Raw genomic sequence first — 20596 nt, 5'->3', positions numbered from 1 at the left:
CCCGCGCGGCTCCCCCGGAGACTATCCCTTGTATTTCATGTTCCTCGAGATCCTGTCGATCCTCCTCAACATCCTGTGGTGGATCATCATCGTCCAGGCGGTGATGTCGTGGCTGCTCGCCTTCAACGTCATCAACACCCACAATGAATTCGTGCGCCAGCTCTGGTATGTCCTCGAACGGATCACCGAGCCGCTCTATCGCCCGATCCGCCGCATCATGCCCGACTTCGGCGGTATCGACCTGACCCCGATGGTTGTGCTGATCCTGCTGATCATCATCCGCGGGCCGGTGATGTCCTATCTGGTGCAAATCGGCATCAATTCCGGGCTGGCCTGATCGATGGCGGCGGGGGTGATCGACGGCAAGGCTTTCGCCGCCGGGCTGCGCGCGCGAATCGCCGATGCGGTGCCGGCGTTCGAGGCCGCGACGGGCCGCGCCCCCGGCCTCGCGGTCGTGCTCGTCGGCGACGATCCGGCGAGCGCGGTCTATGTCGGGTCGAAGGGCAAGGCGACGGTCGCCGCCGGCATGGCGAGCTTCGAACATCGCCTGCCCGCGACCGCGACGCAGGCCGAGGTCGAGGCGCTGCTCGCGGCGCTTAACGCCGACGAAGCCGTCGACGGCATCCTGCTCCAGTTGCCGCTTCCCGGCCATCTCGACGAACAGGCGGCGGTCGCGACGATCGATCCCGGCAAGGATGTCGACGGGCTGACCCCGGTCAGCGCCGGGCGCCTCGCGCTCGGCATCCCCGGCATGGTGCCCTGCACCCCCTATGGCTGCCTGCTCCTGCTGCAGGATCGGCTCGGCGATCTGTCGGGCAAGGACGCGATCGTCGTCGGCCGCTCGATCCTCGTCGGCAAGCCGATGGCGCAGTTGCTGCTCGGCGCGAACTGCACCGTCACCATCGCGCACAGCCGGACCCGCGATCTGGCCGATGCGGTGCGCCGCGCCGATATCGTCGTCGCCGCGGTCGGTCGTGCCGAAATGGTGAAGGGCGACTGGATCAAGCCCGGTGCGGTGGTCATCGATGTGGGCATCAACCGGCTCGCGCCCGTCGACGGCGAAACCAAGGGGCGGCTGGTCGGCGACGTCGACTATGCGCAGGTTTCGGCGGTCGCCGATGCGATCACCCCAGTTCCGGGCGGTGTCGGACCCATGACCATCGCCTGCCTGCTCCGCAACACGCTCGTCGCCGCGCACCGCCGCGCCGGCCTTGCCGATCCGGAGGGTTTCTGATGCGCCGCATGACCGCCGCCGCCCTTGCATTGCTTCTGGTGGCGGGGTGCGCGGGTCAGCCCGACGATATCCGCAACCGCCCGCTCGGCCCCAATCCCAGCGGCTTCGTCGCCGCCGAGATCGGCTTTGCCCGGCTCGCGCAGGAAAAGGGGCAGTGGACGGCGTTTCGTGAAACCTCGGCGCCCGATGCGACGATGTTCGTGCCGCAGCGGGTGAAGGCGCGTGACTGGCTGCGGACGCAGAAGGACCCCGCCGAGGCGGTGAAGTGGCAGCCGCACGCCGTCTATGTCAGCTGCGACGGCAATGTCGGCGTCACCACCGGCGCCTGGCAGAAGGGGCCGGCGAACGGCTATTTCAGCACCGTCTGGCTGCGCGATCCCAAGAGCGGCAAGACGCTGTGGACGCTCGACCATGGCGACACGCTGGCGACCCCGCGCGCGGCGCCCGAATTCATCGAGACCAAGCAGGCGGTGTGCGGCTCGCGCCCCGGTGTCGCGATCGACGGCGGCAACGAAGGTGAGGACCGCGCGGTCGGCCTGTCGCCCGACCAGACGCTCAGCTGGACGTCGGTCGTCAGCCCCGACGGCGCGCGCCGCGTTACCGTGCGGCTGTGGGACGGCACGGCGATGACGCCGGTGATCGACGACCGGGTCGCGGCCCCGACACCGCAGAAGCCCTGACGATGCTCGACCTCTTCATCTCGGCCTTCGTCACCCTGTTCGTGGTGATCGACCCGCCGGGGTGCGCGCCGATCTATGCCAGCCTGACGACGGGCGCGAACGCGGTGCAGCGGCGTTCGATGGCGATCCGGGCGACGATCATCGCGGGCGGGATCCTGGTCTTCTTCGCGATGTTCGGCGAGGCTTTGCTCAGCTTCCTGCACATCGACCTCGACAGTTTCCGCATCGCCGGCGGCCTGATGCTGTTCATCATCGCGATCGACATGGTGTTCGAAAAGCGTACCGAACGCCGCGAGCAGCGCGCCGAAAAGGTCAAGGCGACCCCCGAGGTCGAGGATGTGTCGGTGTTCCCGATGGCGATGCCGATGCTCGCGGGGCCGGGGTCGATTGCCTCGGTGATGCTGCTGGTGTCGCAGAACAACGGCCTCGACCGGGCCTTCGTGATCTTCGGGGCGCTGCTGCTCGTGCTGCTGCTGACGCTCGCCGCCCTGCTCGCGGCGGGGCCATTGATGCGGCTGATCGGCAACAAGGGCGAGGCGGTGATCACCCGCCTGCTCGGCGTGCTGCTCGCCGCGCTCGCGGCGCAATTCGTCATTGACGGGGTCAAGGCCAGCTTCAACCTGGGTTGAGCGACGGAAAAGGGCGCCGCCTTGTCGGCGACGCCCTCCTTCCATCCACTGGAATCGGTGTTTACCGCGCGCTGTTCACGTCGTTCTGCGTCACCGGCGCGATGCGGATTTCGACGCGGCGGTTGCACTGATAATCGGCCTCGCTGCGTTCGGGCGAGCATTTGAGCTGCGATTCGCCATAACCCATCGTCGCCATGCGCGCGCGCTGGATGCCGCGGCCGCCCAGATAGTCGGCGACCGATGAGGCGCGGCGTTCGGACAGGCCCTGGTTATAGCTGTCGCTGCCGGTCGAATCGGTGTGGCCATAGACGTCGATATAGGTGCTCGGATATTCGGCGAGGGTCGAGGCGACGCTGTCGAGGGCGCTGCGGAACTGCGATTTCACCAGCGCGCTGTTGTAATCGAAGGTCACGTCGCCGGGCATGTTGAGCACCAGCTGGTCGCCCTGGCGCTCGACGTCGATCCCGGTGCCGGCGGTGCGTTCGCGCAGCTTCTTTTCCTGCTGGTCCATATAATAGCCGACGCCCGCGCCGGCGACCGCGCCGATCCCCGCGCCGACGATTTCCTCGGTGCGGCTGTGCTTGCCGCCGATCAGGTCGCCGAGCAGATAGCCGCCGAGCGCGCCGCCGACGCCGCCGATCGCGGCCTTCGAGATCTTCTTTTCGCCGGTCACCGGGTCGGTGACGCAGGCCGACAGGCCGATGGCGGCGATGCCCGCCAGTGCGGCCAGTTTGATGGTCTTGATATTCATGATGCGCTCCCTTTTATGCGCGGACGGCTGATCGCCGACGTTGCTGTCGCTGTGCCGATAACCTCCGGCCGCGCCTCTGGTTCCATTCATCGCCTGAACCCCCGCTGAGCCGGGCGCGGCGCGCCCATTGTGCAGCGCGGCACCTTTCGCCTATAGGGTGGCCATGACCGAAGCTGACAGGGGCCAGGCGCGACCGCGCCGGACACATAACTGATGACCCCTTTTCCCTGGTCGGACGTGGCGATCATCGCCTTGCTGATCCTTCTCAACGGCATTTTTGCGCTATCCGAACTCGCGATCGTCTCGGCGCGCGGCCCGCGTCTGCAGGCGGCGCAAAAGCGCGGCAGTCGCGGGGCGGCGGTTGCACGCCAGCTCGCCGCCGATCCCGGACGCTTTCTGTCGACCGTCCAGGTCGGCATTACGCTGATCGGCATCCTCGCCGGCGCCTATTCGGGCGCCAGCCTCGGTGGGCCGGTCGGCGAACGGCTGCAGGCCTGGTTCGGGCTCGACGACGAAACCGCGCTGACCGCAGGGTTCGCGGTCGTCATCGCGGTCACCACCTATTTCTCGCTGATCGCGGGCGAACTGGTGCCCAAGCAGTTCGCGCTCCGCGCGCCCGAGCCGATCGCGATCTTCATGGCGCGGCCGATGCTGTGGCTGTCGAAAATCGCGGCGCCGCTCGTCTGGCTGCTCAACAACAGCTCGGGACTCGTTTTCCGCCTGCTCGGCCTCAGCCGCGAATCCGAAGACCGGGTGACCGCCGAGGAACTGCACCTGATCGTCGCCGAGGCGTCGAAATCGGGGGTGATCGAGGAAAGCGAACGCGCGATCATCTCGGGCGTCGTGCGGCTTGCCGATCGCCCGGTGCGCGAGGTGATGACCCCGCGAATCGACGTCGACTGGATCGATATCGCCTCGGATGCCGACGCGGTGCGCGCCAAGCTGCTCGAAAGCCCGCACACGCGGCTGCCGGTGGCGCGCGGGTCGGTCGACGACATCATCGGCGTCGTCCAGGCGCGCGACATCGCCGGCGCGCTGTTCCGCGGCGAGACGCTCGACCTCGAAAAGCTGACGCGCCGCGCGACGGTGATCCACGACCAGATCGACGCGATGGACGCGCTCGAAAACCTGCGCGCCGCCGAAGTGCCGGTGCTGCTCGTCCACGACGAATATGGCCATTTCGAAGGACTGGTGACCCCCGCCGACCTGCTCTCGGCGATCGCGGGCGAATTCGCGTCGGACCAGGATATCGGCAGCGAGCCCTTCGTCGTCGAACGCGACGACGGCAGCCTGCTGATCGCGGGGTCTATGCCCGCCGACCAGATGGCCGAACGGCTGGGGATCGAACTCGGCGAGGACCGCGACTATGCGACCGCCGCCGGCCATGCGCTCGCGATTTTGAAGCATCTGCCCAAGGAAGGCGAGACATTCACCGACCGCGGCTGGCGCTTCGAGATCGTCGACATGGACGGGCGCAAGATCGACAAGCTGCTCGTCAGCGAGATCGTCAAGCCGAAGGGCGACGAGGCGGAGTGAGGCGCGGCCGTTTCGGGCCTTAAAGCGACAAAAGATACGGACACACGCCGTCATATTGTCTCCTTTGTCGCTTTAGCGGCATGCGGCGGCACGGTTTCGTCGCGGAGTGCGGCATGGACGACCGCCATGTCGGGGCCGCCGCTGACATCGATCGCGCCGCCCTTCAAGACGCGGACGGTCGTCACGCCGTTGATCGCGCGGTCGATCGCGATGCTATATTGATAGGTGCGCCCCATCGATATCGCGCGATCCCAGGACGCCGCGAAAGACGCGCTGCCGGGCCGGTCGCGCAGGCGATAGGCCGAGGCACGGCCCATGCCGACGGCGCGCGCCGCCTTGCCCACCGACCCCATGGCCTCGAGCGCGCGGATGAAGCGCGCCTGCGTTTCGGGTGTCCAGCCGTCGGCGCGATGGCGCTGTTGCGGCACGGACGCAAAGGCGAGGCAGCTGTCGGCGAGCAACAGGGCGGGTGGTGGGGAAGGCGAGGGTTCCATCCACCAGTTTGGAACATAGCGAACTAATTTAGGAAAGGATTATTTTCGGTGGCGGCGAAGGGTCGGCTTTGGGGTGGGGAGCGGACGTTGCCGCTCCTCCCTGTCGCGCAGCGATGGGGAGGTGGCAGCGCGAAGCGCTGACGGAGGGGCCGACGCCGTCAAAGGCTGGCGCAAGGCCGCAGCCCCTCCACCACCGCTGCGCGGCGGTCCCCCTCCCCATGCCTGCGGCACAGGGAGGATTTATGCCCGCTATGCGGTCGAAATCCGTCGTTACAGCTCGCCCCCAAGCGCGCCATATTTCGCTTCGAACCCGGGCTTGTCGCCGCGCGCCAGATAGCCCGCCTGGTCGACGAAATTGTCGCGCGCGATCCGGCCCTGGAAGGCGCCGAGCTGCGGGTCGATCGCGTCGATGTCGGCCTCGGTCCAGTCGGCGATCTGCTGGAAGCTGGAAACGCCGAGGCCGTTAAGCAGCCCGGCGAGTTTCGGGCCGAGTCCCTTGATCAGCTGGAGATTATCGGCCTTCGCGACAGCCGGAGCCGGAGCCGGAGCCGGAGCCGGAGCCGGAGCCGGAGCCGGAGCCGGTTCAGGGGCTGGAGCGGGGGCCGCTTCGGCGGTCGCCTCGACAGCCGGCGGCGGGGTTACCGGTTCGGCCGGTGCCGCCGGTGCTTCGGTTTCGGGTACCGGTTCGACGACCGGTTCGGGCGCCGGGGGCGGGGGAGGCGGAGGGGCTGCGACCGGGGGCGCGGGCACCGGTGCCGGTTCCTTCGGCTTGAAGCGCGCGGGTTCGGCCGCGACGATCTCGGGCTTCACCGCTTCGAGCGGCTTCTTCGGTTCGGCGGGCGGGGCGAATGTCGGCGCGACATCCTCGGCCTTTTTGCGGCCGAACAGGAACCACAGCAGCACGACCGCGACGACGAGTCCGACGACCGCGATGACATAATTTTCCTGAAGCCACACCATGATAGTCTCCCTGTGTTGCGGTCAGCCTATGCGCGCGCGTCCGCGCCGTCCAGCACCGCCTATTTCGCTTCGCGCGCGACTTCCCGCCAGCCGATGTCGCGGCGGCAGAAACCGGTCGGGAAATCGAGCCTGTCGACCGCGGCATAGGCGCGCGCCTGCGCCTCGGTGACGGTGCGGCCGGTCGCGGTGACGCTCAGCACGCGCCCGCCCGCCGCGACGATCGTGTCGCCGTCGCGCGCGGTGCCGGCGTGGAAAACGCGTGTGCCGCCAGCTTCTGCTTCGGCGATGCCATGGATGACGCCGCCCTTTTCGGGGGTCGCCGGATAGCCGTTGGCGGCCATCACCACGGTCAGCGCATAGTCGCTCGTGAAAGCGGGCGGGGTCGCTCCGGCCAGCGCGCCGGTCGCGGCGGCATGGAGCAGCGCGGCGAGGTCGCCGGTGTAGCGCATCATCAGCACCTGGCATTCGGGGTCGCCGAAACGCGCGTTATATTCGATCAGCCTCGGCCCGGTGTCGGTGAGCATCAGCCCGGCGAACAGCACCCCGACATAGGGCGTGCCCTCGGCGGCGAGCGTCGCCACGGTCGGGCGGATGATGCGGTCCATCACCGCCGCTTCGAGGTCGGGGGTGAGGACCGGGGCGGGGCTGTACGCGCCCATGCCGCCGGTGTTCGGGCCGACATCGCCGTCGCCGACGCGCTTGTGGTCCTGCGCGCTGCCGAACGCCATGACGTCGGTGCCGTCGGACAGCGCGAAGAAGCTCGCCTCCTCGCCGGTCATGAACTCCTCGATCACCACCTCGGCACCCGCGCCGCCGAAGGCGCCGTCGAACATGTCGTCGATGGCGGCGGCGGCGTCTTCAGCGGTCTCGGCGATGATCACGCCCTTGCCCGCGGCGAGGCCGTCGGCCTTGATCACGACGGGGATGTCGAAGCCTTCGAGCACCGCATGCGCTTCCTCGGCGCTGGTGCAGCGGGCATAAGCGGCGGTCGGGATCGACGCGCGGGCGCACAGGTCCTTGGTAAAGCCCTTGCTGCCTTCGAGCCGCGCCGCCGCGGCGCCGGGACCGAAGGTCGCGATGCCGAGCGCGCGCAGTCGGTCGGCGAGGCCGGCGACGAGCGGCGCCTCGGGACCGACGACGACGAAGTCGATCGCGTGGGCGGTGCAGAAGGCGGTGAGGCCGTCGAGGTCGTCGACGCCGATTGCGACGCATTCGGCATGGGCCTCGATCCCCGGGCTGCCAGGCGCGGCATAGAGCTTGGCGCACGACGGCGATTGTGCCAGTTGCCAGCTCAGCGCATGTTCGCGGCCCCCCGAGCCGACCAGCAGGATATTCATGGCAGTCCCTTTTCCCGATCCGGCGTCCGAAACCGACCCCGCGGCGCGGCTGTTAGCCGAGGCGACGCCCGGCGACAATGTGCCGCCGCTATCGGTCAGCCAATTGTCGGCGGCGATCAAGCGCACGGTCGAGGACGGCTTTGCGCGCGTCCGCGTGCGCGGCGAATTGTCGGGTGCGAAGCGCGCCGCGTCGGGGCATTTTTATGCGGCGCTGAAAGACGATAATGCGCTGATCGACATGGTGATGTGGAAGGGGCAGGCGGCGCGCCTCGCCTTCCGGCCCGAGGACGGGATCGAGGTGATCGCGACCGGCAAGCTCACCACCTATCCGGGGCGGTCGAAATATCAGCTGGTGGTCGATACGCTCGAGGTCGCGGGCGAGGGCGCGCTGATGCTGCTCTTCGAGAAATTGAAGGCGCGGCTCGGCGAAGAGGGATTGTTCGACCAGGACAGCAAGCAGTCCCTGCCGCGCCTGCCGCGTGTGATCGGTGTGGTGACCTCGCCGACCGGCGCGGTGATCCGCGACATTCTCCACCGCCTCGCCGACCGGTTCCCGATGCATGTCATCGTCTGGCCGGTACTGGTGCAGGGCGACGGCGCCGCGGCGCAGGTCGCGAACGCCATCCGCGGCTTCGACGCGATCGCGCCCGGCGGGCCGGTGCCGCGCCCCGACCTCGTCATCGTCGCGCGCGGCGGCGGCTCGATCGAGGATCTGTGGGCGTTTAACGAGGAAGTCGTCGTGCGGGCGATCGCCGACTGCCGGATCCCGACGATCAGCGCCGTGGGGCACGAAACCGATACGACGCTTGCGGACTATGCCGCCGACCGCCGCGCGCCGACGCCGACGGCGGCCGCCGAGATGGCGGTGCCGGTGCGCGCCGAATTGCAGGAACTGCTGTTCCAGCGCGCGGGACGGATGATCGCGGCGGCGAACCGGCATCAGGCGCTGGCGGGCGAGCGGCTGACCGCGCTGGCGCGGCATTTGCCGCGCCGCGAGGCGCTCTATGCGCCGCAGCGCCAGCGGCTCGACGATTCGGGCGACCGGCTCGACCGCAGCCAGCGCCACCGGCTGGCGGTGATCGCCGAGCGGCTCGCGACGCGGTCGGGCGCGCTCCGGCCTTCGCTGCTGGCGCGGCGCTGGGACCGCGACCGGGCGCGGATCGAAGGACTGGGGCGATTGCTCGACAGCCTCGACCCGCGCGCGCTGCTGTCGCGCGGCTATGCGATGGTGCGCGATACCGGCGGGGCGATCGTCACGACCGCGGCGAAGGCCGAGCAGGCGGGGCATCTGCGGCTGCAGTTCGCCGACGGCGAATTGCCGGTGCAGGTGGCGGGCGGCGATGCTGCCCTGTCGCCGCCCCCCATGCCCAAACCGGCGCGCAAGCCGTCGCCGGACGCGCCGAAACGGGGGCAGGGCGAGCTTTTCTGACGTCGCCGGGGCTGGCCGGGCACGCCGAAGCTGCTATGGTCGGCGCGAATATCGTCACCGAATGGACCCCCGACCATGTTGATCGCCAGTCGCAATCGCCTCGCCCGCCTGCAGTTCGGGCCCAACGGCTTTCGGATATTGTCGCCGGGCGATCATGTCCTGTGCGCGGTGACCGGGGTGCCGATCGGGCTCGACGAGCTGCGCTACTGGTCGGTGGCACGGCAGGAGCCTTATGCGAGCGCGGCGATTTCGGTGCAGGCGGCGCTCGAATCCAGGGCATGAGGCGCCACCGACGCTGGCGGCGCTATGGTGCCGCGCTGCCGCTGCTGATCGTTGCGGGAAGCTGCGTCCCCCCGGCCAGCGAGTCGGCCGCGCTGCCGCCGCCTCCGCCGCGGGTCGAGGCCGTCGCGCCGCCGCAGCCGGTGGTGGTCGGCCCGATCGCGCCGCTCCGCCGCGATTTCACGCTGCGGGGCACGGCCGAGCAGGGCGGCGCCATGGTCGGGCAGGCGCCGAGCGGAATCGCGGCGCTGACGCTCGACGGCAGGCCGGTTGCGACGACCGACGACGGCGCCTTCCTGATCGCCTTCGACCGCGACGCCGCCGCGACGGCGTGGCTCGTCGCGACCTTCGCCGACGGCCGCACGATCGAACGCGCGCTGAGCGTCGCGCCCGGCAACTGGCGGATCGAGAATATCAACGCCCCCTATCGCGGCAGCGCGTCGAGCGACGCCGAGTTCGAGCGCCGCCGCCCCGCCGAGCTGGCGCAGATCGCCGAGGCGCGCCGCGTCGATCACGCCTCGGACGGCTGGCGCCAGCGCTTCATCTGGCCGGTGACCGGACGGCGATCGGGCTTCTTCGGCTCGCAGCGCGTCTATCAGGGCAAGCCGGGCAGCTATCACAGCGGCGCCGATATCGCGGTGCCGGCGGGCACGCCGTTCGTCGCGCCCGCCGACGGGGTCGTCGTCCTCGCGGCGGGGTCGCCCTTCACGCTCGAGGGCAATCTGCTGATCGTCGATCACGGCATGGGGCTGAACAGCGCCTTCCTCCACTGCCAGCGGCTCGACGTGAAGGTCGGCGACCGCGTCGTCCAGGGGCAGCGGCTGGGCACGGTAGGGCAGACCGGCCGCGCGACGGGCCCGCATATGCACTGGGGCATGAAATGGCGCGATGCGCGCCTCGATCCGGGCAAGCTCGCGGGGCCGATGGGGAACTGAGGCCCGCACCGGAATTCGTAACCGGCGTAACTTTATGTCGCATAACATGCTGCGACGCATCATAGAATTTCGCGCGCCCTCGCACTTGTTGCAAATACGTCACAATGGCCGGCGAAACCGCCGGAAGCGCCGGAAATTCCCTTTACTCCACATGAATGAAGGATCATCCCGCACGCTATCGGGGCATCTGTGCGCTGGCGTTTTGCCGGCGCAATGGGGGTCCGGGTATCTTATCCATCAGTAGCAAGGGACTGCACTGTGAAGAAAACCCAATATTCCAAGCTGAAACTGGGCGCCGCACCGCTGGTGCTGAGCGTTGCGCTCGTTTCGGTTCCTGCCTTCGCGCAGGACGCAGAAGACGGTGCGGCGGCCGAAAAGGAAATCGTCGTCACCGGTTCGCTGATCCGCAACCCGAACCTCGAGCAGTCGACGCCGGTCAACGTGACCACGTCGGACACGATCGAGCTGAAGCAGTCGAACACCGCGGAAGAAGTTCTGCGCGAACTGCCGGGCGTCGTCGCCAACATCGGTTCGGCCGTCAACAACGGCAACGGCGGCGCTTCGTACGTCGATCTTCGTGGCCTCGGCTCGACCCGCAACATCGTGCTGCTGAACGGCAACCGCGTCGCACCGTCGGACGTCAACGGCCGCGTCGACCTTAACAACATCCCGCTGGCCCTGATCGAGCGCGTCGACGCGCTGACCGGCGCCGCGGTGACCACCTATGGTGCCGACGCCATCACCGGCGTCGTCAACTTCATCACCAAGCGCGATTTCGCCGGTCTGGAAGTCACGGCTTCGGAGCAGATCACCGAGCAGGGTGACGGCAACGTCTTCCGCGTCGACGCCACCATCGGTGCGAACTTCGACGATGGTCGCGGCAACGCCGTGCTGAGCATCGGTTACCAGCAGGCCGACCCCGTCTATCAGGGCGCGCGTCCGTTCTCGGTCAACCAGGTCGACAGCTACACCGGCGGCACTGGCGGTTCGGGCACCTCGGTCCCGTCGCGCTTCTCGGGCACGCGTCCGTTGCTTGCGGGCGGCACGCCGAACATCACGCCTGAATCGGTCTTCGTCGGTCGCAACCCCGATGGTACGCCGATCTATGCCGCCAATCCCGGCGGTGCAGCCAATGGCGGCGTCCGTCAGGTGAATGCCGCTGGCCAGGCCGTCGGCACGTTCCAGACCTTCAACTTCAACCCGTTCAACATCTTCCAGACGCCGTTCGAGCGCTTCAATATCTATGGCCAGGCCAATTATGAAGTGTCCGATGCGGTTGAGGTCTACACGCGCGGCATGTTCTCGAAGCAGACCGTTTCGACGATCATCGCGCCGTCGGGTTCGTTCGGCGGTTCGGTTCCGATCAACCTCAACAACCCGTTCCTGCCGGCATCGCTGCGGGCTCAGCTTTGCGCGTTTGACGTCAACAGCCGCCCCGACATCTATACGGCGCGTTTTTCGGTTGCCGAATGTGCGGCCGCCGCAACGGCGACCGGTCGTTCGGACCCGAATTATCGTGAAATCGGTCTGAACAGCGTCCTCGTGCCGTTCGACGTCAACAACGACGGCGTTGTTAGCGACGGCGAAGGCTATCAGTCGAATCCGGCGGCAACGCTGAATCGCCGTACGCCGGAAGTCGGTCCGCGTATCAGCGACTATCAGACGACCTTCTTCGACTATCGCATCGGCGCCCGTGGCGGCATCACCGACACGCTCGACTGGAGCATCGAGGGTGCCTATGGCGAATCGGAAAATATCCAGACGATCCAGGGCTACACGCTGCAGTCGCGCTTCCGCGAAGCCGCACTGTCGAACGACGGCGTGACCTGCCAGAGCGGCAACGCGGCCTGCGTTCCCGTCAATCTGTTCGGCCCCGAAGGCTCGATCACGCCTGCGATGGCCGATTATCTCCAGGAAAACAGCACGTCGGTGAACCGCACGTCGCTGGCACAGGTCCGCGCGATCATTTCGGGCGACCTTGGCTTCGCTTCGCCGGGCGCCGTCCAGCCGATCGGCTTCGCGATCGGCGGCGAATATCGCAAGTACAAGGCGCAGCAGCAATCGGACCTTCTCGCCAAGACGGCGGGTGAGCTCGGCGGCGCCGGCGGTGCTGCTCCCGACATCGACGGCGGCTATGACGTTTATGAGGCCTATGCCGAAATCGTCGCGCCGCTGATCGAGGACAAGCCTTTCTTCGAAAGCCTGACCCTCGAAGCCGGTATCCGTTATTCGGATTACAGCATCAACGGCGCCGGCGGTTACAACACCACCACCTGGAAGGCCGGCGGCAGCTGGGAACCGGGTGCGGGCGTCAAGTTCCGTGGTAACTACAGCCGTGCTGTGCGTGCGCCGAACATCGGTGAACTGTTCACGCCGACGAGCGTCGGTTTGACCAACCTCGGCATCGATCCGTGCGCTGGCACGGGTCCGACGTTGCCCGCGAACGCCAACCTGCGCGCCGTCTGTATCGCACAGGGTGCTCCGGCCGGCACGATCGGTTCGATCACCAACCCGACCGCGGCTCAGGCGAACATCACCACCGGTGGTAACCTGAACCTGCAGCCCGAAAAGGCCGACACCTGGACCCTGGGTGTGGTGTGGCAGCCCGACTTCCTGCCGCGTTTCAACATGTCGATCGACTATTACAACATCAAGATCAACGACGTGTTGGGCACGCCGCTGCCGGGTGACATCATCAGCGCCTGCTTCGATAACCTCACCGCGGGCAGCGCCACCGATCCGGCTTGTACGGCAATTCGCCGTAACCCGCTGACCGGTGGTCTCGACGGCGATCCGGCGACCACGCCGGGCCTGTTCGGTACGACCAACAACCTCGGTCGCCTGTACACCGACGGCGTCGACCTGCTGCTGAACTATAACGCCGATCTGGGCTTCGCGAGCCTCGACTGGTCGTTCGTCGGCAACTGGACGCGTCACTCGAAGTTCAAGGCCAATGCCGCTGATCCGGAAAGCTTGAACCGCGAATGCGTTGGCTACTACAGCGTGAACTGCTCGTTCACGGGTTCGATCCAGCCCGAGCTCCAGTTCTCGAACCGCTTCACGCTGGGCTTCGACAAGGTCGACCTTTCGTTGCTGTGGCGCTGGCAGGATAGCGTTTCGTTCGAGCCGGAGCAGTTGAAGGACGATCTCGACTTCGCGCTTAAAAATCCGGGCGACTGTCCGAATCCGGAAACGACCGACACCGGCGGTTGCATGGTCAACCCCGAGTTCCGCAAGATCAAGGCGAAGCATTATTTCGACCTGACCGCGCGGTTCAACGTCAGCGAAAACCTGACCTTCACGGCGACGGTGCAGAACATGCTCAACCAGAAGCCGCCGATCGTCGGCAACTCGCTGGGTTCGACCACGTACAACAGCGGCAACACCTATCCGTCGACCTACGACGCGCTGGGCCGCCGCTACGCGGTGTCGGCGAAGCTGAAGTTCTAGTCTTCTTCAGCCAAGCACAGGAATCGGGGGCGGACAGCGATGTCCGCCCCTTTTTCTTTGCCTGCGGTAATCCGCACGAACCGGTGGCTGAGGTGACGCCGTGGCGTCAGGCGATGGCGAGCCTGCGCGGCAAGGCCAGCGGGATGCCGGCCTGTTCGGCGACGACGGCCGCCCAGCCGGCGACCTGCTCGATCTCTTCGCCATAGGCGGCCTCCGCCGCCGCAAGGTCGCGTTGACGCTCGCCGGGCGCGAAGGCGGCGCCCGACTTGCTGTTGCGGGCAAGCGCGGGATGGACCGCGATGTGCGCCGGGTCCGCGGCGAGTCCGAAATGGCGCGCGGCGGCGAGTACCGCCGCGGCGGGATCGGCGGTCAGCGTTTCGCTGTCGAGCGTCGCGATGCGATCGGGCGCCCATGCCGCGAGCGCGGCAAAGGCCTGTTGCTGGGCGAGCCAGCCGACCGCGGCGATTTGCAGGTCGGACTGGCGGAAATAGTCGCGCGGCTCGAACCCGAGTGCGACGAACCCGTCGGCGAGGTAATTTTCGAGCAGTTCGCGGCACCACAGCCGGCACCACATGCCCTTGCGCGCGACCGACAACAGAAAGGCGCGGAGCGGCGCGTGGAGCAGGATCGCGCGCGCCTGCGGGCGAAGCGTCAACGCGCCACGCGCCAGCGGATTGAAGATGTTCGACGGCTTCACCACCACCGCCTCTCCCGGACGGAAAGGGCGGCCGAGCATCGCCATCGCGTCGTCCATCACCCGGCCATGCTCTTGCGGCGCGGCGCCGCGCCGTCGCCAGCCGACCATGTCGTTGAGCAGCACCGGCTCGGAGAGGCCGGTCGCGACCCCCGGCTGGTCGAGCGCCTGGACGAGCATCGTCGAGGCGCAATAGGCCGAATGGAAAAGAAAATGCAGCGGCGCCGTGGCGTTCGCGGTCGCCGCGCGGCAGTCCTTCCGCGCCAGCACGACCGCCGCCGCGTCCTCGCCGAGGCAGGCATCGGTCAGGAAGGGAACGACCGCCCGCGCTTCGCGTCCGACGCGGCGGAAATGAAAGGTGTCGTGGCCGGGATCGTAGCGGTGCGCCAGCCATTCGGCATCGCCGATAATGGCGGTCACGGAAGGCGCGGCGGTCATCAATCGACCTTGCCGATTGCATCCGCCGATGGCAAGCATGGCCATGACCAGCTCTTCTCAGCCTGCATCGGCCGTCGAGGCCAACCGGTTGGGCATCGCGGCGCTTCAGGCGGGCGATCCCGCTGCCGCCGTGACCCATTTTACCGCCGCCGCCGCCGCCGACCCGCAGTCGGGTGCGCTGCAGCGCAACCTCGCGTCGGCCTGGCGCGCGCTCGGCGACGACGGGCGCGAACTGGCGGCGCTCGATGCCGCGCTGGCGGTCGACCGGCGCGACCTGATGGCCTGGGTCCGCAAGGCCGAGCGACACGAGGCGCGGGGCGAACTTGGCGCGGCGCTCGGCGCATGGAGCGCGGCGACCGCGCTCGGCGGCCAGCTCGATCCGATGCCGCCGCCGCTCGCACCGCTGTTGGCGCACGGCCAGGCCTTTGTCGCGGGGGCGACCGACACGATGTTCGATGCCGTCACCGGCGCGCTCGCGCCGATGCGGGGCGACCTGTCCGAGATCGAGGCACGCCGCGGCGATGCTTTCGTCGCGAGCGCGCTTGGGCGCCGTCGTATCTATCAGAACGAATGCGCCGGGCTTTATTATCCGTTCCTGCCCGCCGACGAATTTTTCGATCGCGGCCATTTTCCCTGGCGTGCGGACGTCGAGGCGCAGACCGATGCCATCCGCGCCGAACTCGTTGCGCTGCTCGACGATCCCGGCGATGCGCTGCGTCCCTATGTGCGGATGGACGCGGGAACCCCGACGTCGATCTGGTCGCCGCTCGACAACCGGCTCGATTGGGGGGCGTGCTTCCTGTGGGAATATGGCGAGCCGAATCCGGCGGTACTCGATCGCTGCCCGGCGACCGCGGCGGTGCTCGCCACGGTACCGGGCGCGCATATTCCGGGCCGATCGCCGAGCGCCTTTTTTTCGCTGCTGAAACCCCACACACGCATCCCCGCGCACACCGGGGTGACCAACACGCGGGCGATCGTCCATCTGCCGCTGATCGTGCCGCCGGGCTGCGGTTTCCGGGTCGGGGGCGAGACGCGGGCGTGGGAGGAGGGCAAGGCCTTCGCCTTCGACGACACGATCGAACATGAGGCGTGGAACGACAGCGACGATCTGCGCGCGGTGCTGATCTTCGACGTCTGGAACCCGCATCTGACCCCGCGCGAGCAGGAGCTTTTGACCCGCTATTTCGCCGCCGCGGACGCGACGGGCTTCGCCATTCCGCGCTGAACCGGCGCCCGCTCGCGGCCATGGTTTCGACTGGAGATTCCGCTTGGCGAAGGGGTGCACGCCGACATATGATATCGCCTGGATGCCGCCGGCCCGCCCGGCGGCAAGGAGGATATTCGATGCGTAAATATGTGACCCTGTTTGCCGCGTTGCTGGTTGCGGCTCCGGTCGCCCAGGCGGCCGAAGACGACCGCGCGCCGCCGACCAAGGCGCCCTCGGCGATGACGCCGACCGAGATCAAGGCGTATAACGAGGGGCTGGCGCAGACCCATCCCTATTATATCAAATGCCGCAAGACGCTCGAAATCGGTTCGCTCGTGAAGAAGAACCGGGTGTGCTACACCAACGAGAAGTGGAAGGAAGTGTCGGCGAAGGGCAACCAGGATGCGCGCGACACCGCCGAGGCGATGACGAGCAAGGCGGCGGGCGGTTCGAACTGACGCAGCCGATGGGGAGATGATGATGCGTGCGCGTCCCATATTATCCATATCGTTGATGCTGGCTGCCCCGGCTGCGGCATCGGCGAGCGACGACATGCCCCTCGCGCGGACCCCTTCGGAAATGACCGGGGCCGAAATCGATGCGCATAATGAAGGGCTGGCGTTTGCCGATCCCAATTATATCAAATGCCGCAAGATCGAGGAAATCGGCTCGCTGGTGAAGAAGTTGCGGGTGTGCAACACGAATGCGCAGTGGCGACGGATCGTCGACAAGGGCAATCAGGACGCCCGCGATACGATGGAGACGCTCGCGCGCGGCTGGACAAATCCGCAGGAACCCGCCGACCAGTTGGTCACCATTCCCAGACGTCCGCAATAGGCGTGGCGGGCGAACCCCGTTGAAGGAAAGGCGGTCTCGATGTTGACGATATTGACAGCGCTTGCACTGGCCGTGTCGGCCGCGGCTCCCGATCCCGCCGCCGATCGCGCCCCGCCGACGCGGAAGCCGTCGGAGATGACGCCGACCGAGATCAAGGCGTATAACGTCGGACTCGCGCCGACCCATCCCTATTTCATCAAATGCCGCAAGACGCTCGAGATCGGCTCACTGGTGAAGAAGAACCGTGTCTGCCACACCAATGAACAGTGGAAGGCGGTGTGGGCGAAGGAAAATCAGGATGCCCGCCAAACCGCCGAAGCGATGACGCGCGCACCGGTCAACCACAGCAACTAAATTGTCGCGCCGCGCAACGCGCGGTCGGTGCGCGACACTATCCGCGCGTCTGACGACCGTTCGTCGAAGCCCCACGTCGCTTGGCCGGACCATGCTTGTTTTGGCACGTGGCCCCTGCATGTTGGTTTTGCACCGGGGATTCACCGAAATAACAGAAAATTAAGGATAATCCTTCAGTGCACGATGTGGGGTGGGTCGTGCCGGATGACGGAGCGCGCTGCCTGTTGGCGCGCGCCGCCCCCTGCCATGGCTCACCTTTTGTTGATGACAAAAAGGGAGTCCCATCCGTGAAAAATCTCGTCGTTCTGGCAAGCCTGCGCCGCGGTGCCGCGCCATTGGCCCTCGGCCTGGCGCTTTGTGCCGCCCCCGCCTTCGCGCAGGAAGCGCCCGCCGATGATGCCGTCGCCGACGCCGCGGCCGACGATGGCGAGGCCATCGTCGTCACCGGGTCGCGCATCGCGCGGCCCGAAGCCGATTCGCCCAATCCGGTCACTTCGATCAGCAGCGAGACGATCCAGCAATCAGGCCTTACCAACCTCACCGATCTGCTCGTCCAGAATCCGGCGCTGCTCGGATCGAGCACGACCGCCGATGCCGGCGGATCGACCGCGCTGTTCGGCGGGGTCGGGGTCAATTTGCTCAACCTGCGCAACCTCGGCACCGAACGCACGCTCGTGCTCGTCAACGGCCGCCGCCATATTTCGGGGATCACCGGCACCTCGTCGGTCGACATCAACACCATCCCCAACGCGCTGATCGACCGCATCGACGTGCTCACCGGCGGCGTGTCGGCGGTGTACGGCGCCGATGGCGTGTCGGGCGTCGTCAACTTCGTGCTCAAGCGCGATTTCGAGGGCATCGACGCGCGGTTCCAGACGGGCATTTCGTCGCGCGGCGATGCGAACAACATCTATGGCGCGCTGACCGTCGGCACCAATTTCTCGGAAGATCGCGGCAATGTCGCGCTGTCCTACGAATATAACCGCGATTCGCGCGTGCCCGCCGATGCGCGCAAGACCGGGCGCAACCTCGGCCTGTTCAGCTTCCGCCGCAACCTCGCCGATTTCCCCGACGTCCCGAACATCGTCGACCGCATCCTGTACAACGACATCCGCTATGCCGACAGCGCGCCGGGCGGCGCGGTCGATGTCGATATCGACTTTTCGCCCGACTTCACCGGCGCGGGCAAGATTTACGACCTTGGAACCGCGATCCCCGGTTCGGGCGGCGTGGTGCAGGGCGGCGACAGCACCCCGATCGCCGGCTATCAGGGCGACCTCCAGCCCAAGACCGAGAAGCATAATATCAACCTGCTCGGCAGCTACGAGTTCAGCGACGCGCTGCGCTTCTTCGTCGAGGGCAAGTACGTCAAAACGAAGAACTTCTCCTTCGCGCAGCCGTCGTTCGACTTCTTCACGACGGTGCAGGCCGACAACCCGTTCATTCCCGCTGCGATCCGGAACGCGATCGTGCCCGATGCGCTGTCGCTCGGAATCTTCGGCGAAGCTGGCTTCCTTCCCGATGGCGTTCTTGTCAGTCGCGACAATTTCGACCTCGGGGTGCGCGGCGAATATGCCGAGCGCGACACCTATCGCGGGGTGCTCGGCTTCGACGGCCGGCTCACCGACAATCTCACCTATGAGGTGAGCTATGTCTACGGCCAGACCAAGACGCAGTTCCTGAGCACCAATTACCGCCTGCGCGACCGATATTTCGCGGCGCTCGATGCGGTCGACCAGGGCGCGTTCACGACCGGAACGCCGAACGGCAATATCGTCTGCCGCTCGACACTCGATCCGACCGCGCCGCTGAACGACCCCAATGGGATCATCATCGGCGCCAACACGACGCCGATCACCTTCACCCCCGGCGCGAACAGCGGCTGCGTGCCGCTGAACATCTTCGGCGAAGGTTCGCCGAGCAAGGCGGCGCTCGACTGGATCAACGTCGACCTCGCCAACCGCGTCAAAGTACAGCAGCATGTGGTCAGCGCCTCGGTATCGGGCGACACCGGTGCGGTGTTCGAACTGCCTGGCGGCCCGATCGGCTTTGCATTGGGCGCCGAATATCGGAAGGAAAAGTCGAACTTCGTCCCCGACGCTTTCCTCGTCCAGGATGCGCTCGCCGATCTGGCGGCGCAATTCCCCGAAAGCGGGAGCTTCGACGTTAAGGAAGCCTTTGCCGAAATCAATATCCCAGTGCTGCGCGGCATGCCGTTCGCCGATATCCTGCAGTTCGGTGCGGCGATCCGTGTGTCGGATTATTCGACGATCGGCAGCACGACGACGTGGAAGGTCGACGGCACCTGGGGACCGGTGCGCGACATCCGCTTCCGTGGCACCTATTCGGAGGCCGTGCGCGCGCCGAACCTGACCGAATTGTTCGCGCCGCAGAACGGGACCTTTTCGTTCATCGACGATCCGTGCGATCCGACCAACCTCGCCGAAGGCACGTCGTTCCGCGTCGCCAACTGCAACGCGACGCTGACCGCGCTCGGCATCGATCCCGCGACCTTCAATCCTACGAACGATCCGCAGGCGACGGCGTCGCTGCCGGGCCGGACGATCGGCACGCCCTTCCTCAACGAGGAAACGGCGAAGACCTGGACCGCGGGGGTGGTGCTGCGGCCGACCTTCATTCCGGGGCTGGTCGCGACCTTCGACTGGTATGACATCAAGATCGCCAATGCGATCACGACGGCGACCGCGCAGGACCTCACCAACGCCTGCGTCGATCAGCCAACGCTCGACAACCAGTTCTGCGACCTGATCACCCGCGATCCGTCGACCGGGTTCGTTTCGGACTATCTGCTGCGGCCGCTCAACGTGTCGCAGTTCGCGACGTCGGGCGCCGACTTCACGATCAACTATGCCTTCCGGCCGAGCGACAGCCTTGGCCAGTTCAATCTGCGGCTCGCGGGCGGCTATCTCGATAGCCTGACCTTCATCTCGACCCCGGGGGCCGAGGTCGACAACGACCGGACCGAGGCGTTCGCGCCGAAATGGAACGGCACGCTCGACATCACCTGGGTGAAGGACAATTGGTCGCTGAACTATGGCGTCAACTATTTCAGCAAGACGCGGCGCTTCACCACCGAGCAGATCGAGGCGAACCCCGATCTCGTCGATCCGAAATACATCTTCTATCGCGAGAAATGGGAACATGACGTCCAGCTCGGCTTCAAGACCGACGACGAGCGTTTCCAATTCTATGCCGGCGTGAACAATATCTTCGGTCGCGATCCCGATGTCGGCGAGCTCAACTATCCGTCGAGCTTCCGCGGGCGTTACGTCTATGCGGGGGTGAAGGTGAACCTTGCGAGCCTCGGCCTCTAGGGCCGGTCTCGGAT

Annotated in this window: 19 protein-coding genes; 14 read left to right on the top strand and 5 right to left on the bottom strand. The window is 66.9% G+C overall.

The genetic code is table 11. The features are described 5' to 3' along the window. The first annotated feature begins 37 nt into the window (after positions 1 to 37). The 4 genes from AC3WS4_RS20330 to AC3WS4_RS20315 are packed head-to-tail and all read left to right on the top strand — an operon-like array spanning position 38 to position 2543. Positions 38 to 337, top strand: a complete 300-nt coding sequence (locus AC3WS4_RS20330) for a YggT family protein (RefSeq protein WP_492738081.1) — start codon at positions 38 to 40, stop codon at positions 335 to 337. A gap of 3 nt (positions 338 to 340) precedes the next feature. Next, complete coding sequence (gene folD / locus AC3WS4_RS20325; protein WP_492737819.1) at positions 341 to 1234, top strand: bifunctional methylenetetrahydrofolate dehydrogenase/methenyltetrahydrofolate cyclohydrolase FolD; 894 nt, start codon at positions 341 to 343, stop codon at positions 1232 to 1234. Beyond that, positions 1234 to 1914, top strand: a complete 681-nt coding sequence (locus AC3WS4_RS20320; protein WP_492737817.1) for a hypothetical protein — start codon at positions 1234 to 1236, stop codon at positions 1912 to 1914. The genes folD and AC3WS4_RS20320 overlap by 1 nt, the downstream gene beginning before the upstream one ends. 2 nt (positions 1915 to 1916) lie before the next feature. Further along, a complete protein-coding gene (locus AC3WS4_RS20315) occupies positions 1917 to 2543 on the top strand; it encodes a MarC family protein (RefSeq protein WP_056342302.1) in 627 nt (208 codons plus the stop codon). A gap of 61 nt (positions 2544 to 2604) precedes the next feature. Here the strand turns inward: AC3WS4_RS20315 and AC3WS4_RS20310 are convergent, their stop codons facing one another. Then, positions 2605 to 3294, bottom strand: a complete 690-nt coding sequence (locus AC3WS4_RS20310; protein ID WP_492737814.1) for a YiaD family glycine zipper/OmpA-like lipoprotein — start codon at positions 3292 to 3294, stop codon at positions 2605 to 2607. A 213-nt stretch (positions 3295 to 3507) separates the two neighbouring features. Between AC3WS4_RS20310 and AC3WS4_RS20305 the strand changes: the two genes are divergently transcribed. Further along, complete coding sequence (locus AC3WS4_RS20305; protein ID WP_056342308.1) at positions 3508 to 4830, top strand: hemolysin family protein; 1323 nt, start codon at positions 3508 to 3510, stop codon at positions 4828 to 4830. A gap of 50 nt (positions 4831 to 4880) precedes the next feature. On the opposite strand, the gene AC3WS4_RS20300 is transcribed toward AC3WS4_RS20305, so the two are convergent. The 3 genes from AC3WS4_RS20300 to purD all read right to left on the bottom strand — a co-directional run bounded on the left by AC3WS4_RS20300 (position 4881) and on the right by purD (position 7621). Then, the gene (locus AC3WS4_RS20300; protein ID WP_492737809.1) at positions 4881 to 5324 is read right to left on the bottom strand and encodes a hypothetical protein; all 444 of its coding nucleotides are present in this window, start codon (positions 5322 to 5324) and stop codon (positions 4881 to 4883) included. 270 nt (positions 5325 to 5594) lie between these two features. Continuing rightward, positions 5595 to 6284: a helix-hairpin-helix domain-containing protein gene (locus AC3WS4_RS20295; protein ID WP_492737807.1), complete on the bottom strand. Its 690-nt coding sequence runs from the start codon at positions 6282 to 6284 to the stop codon at positions 5595 to 5597. A gap of 59 nt (positions 6285 to 6343) precedes the next feature. Then, positions 6344 to 7621 (bottom strand): phosphoribosylamine--glycine ligase, encoded by a 1278-nt coding sequence (gene purD / locus AC3WS4_RS20290; protein WP_492737805.1) that lies wholly within the window; start codon positions 7619 to 7621, stop codon positions 6344 to 6346. Between purD and xseA the strand changes: the two genes are divergently transcribed. The 4 genes from xseA (at position 7620) to AC3WS4_RS20270 (ending at position 13714) form a co-directional block, all read left to right on the top strand. Then, positions 7620 to 9050, top strand: coding sequence for an exodeoxyribonuclease VII large subunit (gene xseA, locus AC3WS4_RS20285; protein WP_492737803.1), 1431 nt, complete (start codon positions 7620 to 7622; stop codon positions 9048 to 9050). The two genes, purD and xseA, sit on opposite strands and share 2 nt — an antisense overlap. Before the next feature lie 75 nt (positions 9051 to 9125). Continuing rightward, the gene (locus AC3WS4_RS20280; protein ID WP_056342324.1) at positions 9126 to 9332 is read left to right on the top strand and encodes a DUF2093 domain-containing protein; all 207 of its coding nucleotides are present in this window, start codon (positions 9126 to 9128) and stop codon (positions 9330 to 9332) included. Beyond that, positions 9329 to 10264 (top strand): M23 family metallopeptidase, encoded by a 936-nt coding sequence (locus AC3WS4_RS20275; RefSeq protein WP_492737800.1) that lies wholly within the window; start codon positions 9329 to 9331, stop codon positions 10262 to 10264. The genes AC3WS4_RS20280 and AC3WS4_RS20275 overlap by 4 nt, the downstream gene beginning before the upstream one ends. A gap of 258 nt (positions 10265 to 10522) precedes the next feature. Further along, entirely contained in the window at positions 10523 to 13714 is a 3192-nt protein-coding gene (locus AC3WS4_RS20270; protein WP_492737798.1) for a TonB-dependent receptor domain-containing protein, read from the top strand. Between the two features lie 106 nt (positions 13715 to 13820). Here AC3WS4_RS20270 and AC3WS4_RS20265 read toward each other — a convergent pair whose 3' ends face one another. Then, positions 13821 to 14846 (bottom strand): hypothetical protein, encoded by a 1026-nt coding sequence (locus AC3WS4_RS20265; protein ID WP_492737796.1) that lies wholly within the window; start codon positions 14844 to 14846, stop codon positions 13821 to 13823. 43 nt (positions 14847 to 14889) lie between these two features. Between AC3WS4_RS20265 and AC3WS4_RS20260 the strand changes: the two genes are divergently transcribed. From AC3WS4_RS20260 to AC3WS4_RS20240, 5 genes are all read left to right on the top strand, one after another. Then, positions 14890 to 16074, top strand: coding sequence for an aspartyl/asparaginyl beta-hydroxylase domain-containing protein (locus AC3WS4_RS20260; protein WP_262407902.1), 1185 nt, complete (start codon positions 14890 to 14892; stop codon positions 16072 to 16074). A 119-nt stretch (positions 16075 to 16193) separates the two neighbouring features. Continuing rightward, positions 16194 to 16514 (top strand): hypothetical protein, encoded by a 321-nt coding sequence (locus AC3WS4_RS20255; RefSeq protein WP_056342333.1) that lies wholly within the window; start codon positions 16194 to 16196, stop codon positions 16512 to 16514. Between the two features lie 22 nt (positions 16515 to 16536). Then, on the top strand, positions 16537 to 16893 hold the full coding sequence (locus AC3WS4_RS20250) for a hypothetical protein (protein WP_187142007.1): 357 nt from the start codon (positions 16537 to 16539) through the stop codon (positions 16891 to 16893). 39 nt (positions 16894 to 16932) lie between these two features. Next, complete coding sequence (locus AC3WS4_RS20245; protein WP_492737793.1) at positions 16933 to 17247, top strand: hypothetical protein; 315 nt, start codon at positions 16933 to 16935, stop codon at positions 17245 to 17247. A gap of 287 nt (positions 17248 to 17534) precedes the next feature. Continuing rightward, positions 17535 to 20582 (top strand): TonB-dependent receptor domain-containing protein, encoded by a 3048-nt coding sequence (locus AC3WS4_RS20240; protein ID WP_492737791.1) that lies wholly within the window; start codon positions 17535 to 17537, stop codon positions 20580 to 20582. Positions 20583 to 20596 lie beyond the last annotated feature (14 nt).

It is taken from the genome of Sphingopyxis sp. EU05-FHT14B03 (assembly GCF_058790875.1).
This window is presented reverse-complemented; position numbering and strand designations above follow the sequence as displayed.

Excerpts from the sequence above, each read along its gene's own strand:
- AC3WS4_RS20280 (WP_056342324.1), top strand. The coding sequence starts at position 9,126 with ATGTTGATCGCCAGTCGCAATCGCCTCGCCCGCCTGCAGTTCGGGCCC.
- xseA (WP_492737803.1), top strand. The coding sequence starts at position 7,620 with ATGGCAGTCCCTTTTCCCGATCCGGCGTCCGAAACCGACCCCGCGGCG.
- AC3WS4_RS20255 (WP_056342333.1), top strand. The coding sequence starts at position 16,194 with ATGCGTAAATATGTGACCCTGTTTGCCGCGTTGCTGGTTGCGGCTCCG.
- AC3WS4_RS20310 (WP_492737814.1), bottom strand. The coding sequence starts at position 3,294 with ATGAATATCAAGACCATCAAACTGGCCGCACTGGCGGGCATCGCCGCC.
- AC3WS4_RS20250 (WP_187142007.1), top strand. The coding sequence starts at position 16,537 with ATGCGTGCGCGTCCCATATTATCCATATCGTTGATGCTGGCTGCCCCG.
- AC3WS4_RS20260 (WP_262407902.1), top strand. The coding sequence starts at position 14,890 with ATGACCAGCTCTTCTCAGCCTGCATCGGCCGTCGAGGCCAACCGGTTG.
- purD (WP_492737805.1), bottom strand. The coding sequence starts at position 7,621 with ATGAATATCCTGCTGGTCGGCTCGGGGGGCCGCGAACATGCGCTGAGC.
- folD (WP_492737819.1), top strand. The coding sequence starts at position 341 with ATGGCGGCGGGGGTGATCGACGGCAAGGCTTTCGCCGCCGGGCTGCGC.
- AC3WS4_RS20320 (WP_492737817.1), top strand. The coding sequence starts at position 1,234 with ATGCGCCGCATGACCGCCGCCGCCCTTGCATTGCTTCTGGTGGCGGGG.
- AC3WS4_RS20330 (WP_492738081.1), top strand. The coding sequence starts at position 38 with ATGTTCCTCGAGATCCTGTCGATCCTCCTCAACATCCTGTGGTGGATC.
- AC3WS4_RS20315 (WP_056342302.1), top strand. The coding sequence starts at position 1,917 with ATGCTCGACCTCTTCATCTCGGCCTTCGTCACCCTGTTCGTGGTGATC.
- AC3WS4_RS20245 (WP_492737793.1), top strand. The coding sequence starts at position 16,933 with ATGTTGACGATATTGACAGCGCTTGCACTGGCCGTGTCGGCCGCGGCT.
- AC3WS4_RS20305 (WP_056342308.1), top strand. The coding sequence starts at position 3,508 with ATGACCCCTTTTCCCTGGTCGGACGTGGCGATCATCGCCTTGCTGATC.
- AC3WS4_RS20300 (WP_492737809.1), bottom strand. The coding sequence starts at position 5,324 with ATGGAACCCTCGCCTTCCCCACCACCCGCCCTGTTGCTCGCCGACAGC.
- AC3WS4_RS20265 (WP_492737796.1), bottom strand. The coding sequence starts at position 14,846 with ATGACCGCCGCGCCTTCCGTGACCGCCATTATCGGCGATGCCGAATGG.
- AC3WS4_RS20295 (WP_492737807.1), bottom strand. The coding sequence starts at position 6,284 with ATGGTGTGGCTTCAGGAAAATTATGTCATCGCGGTCGTCGGACTCGTC.
- AC3WS4_RS20275 (WP_492737800.1), top strand. The coding sequence starts at position 9,329 with ATGAGGCGCCACCGACGCTGGCGGCGCTATGGTGCCGCGCTGCCGCTG.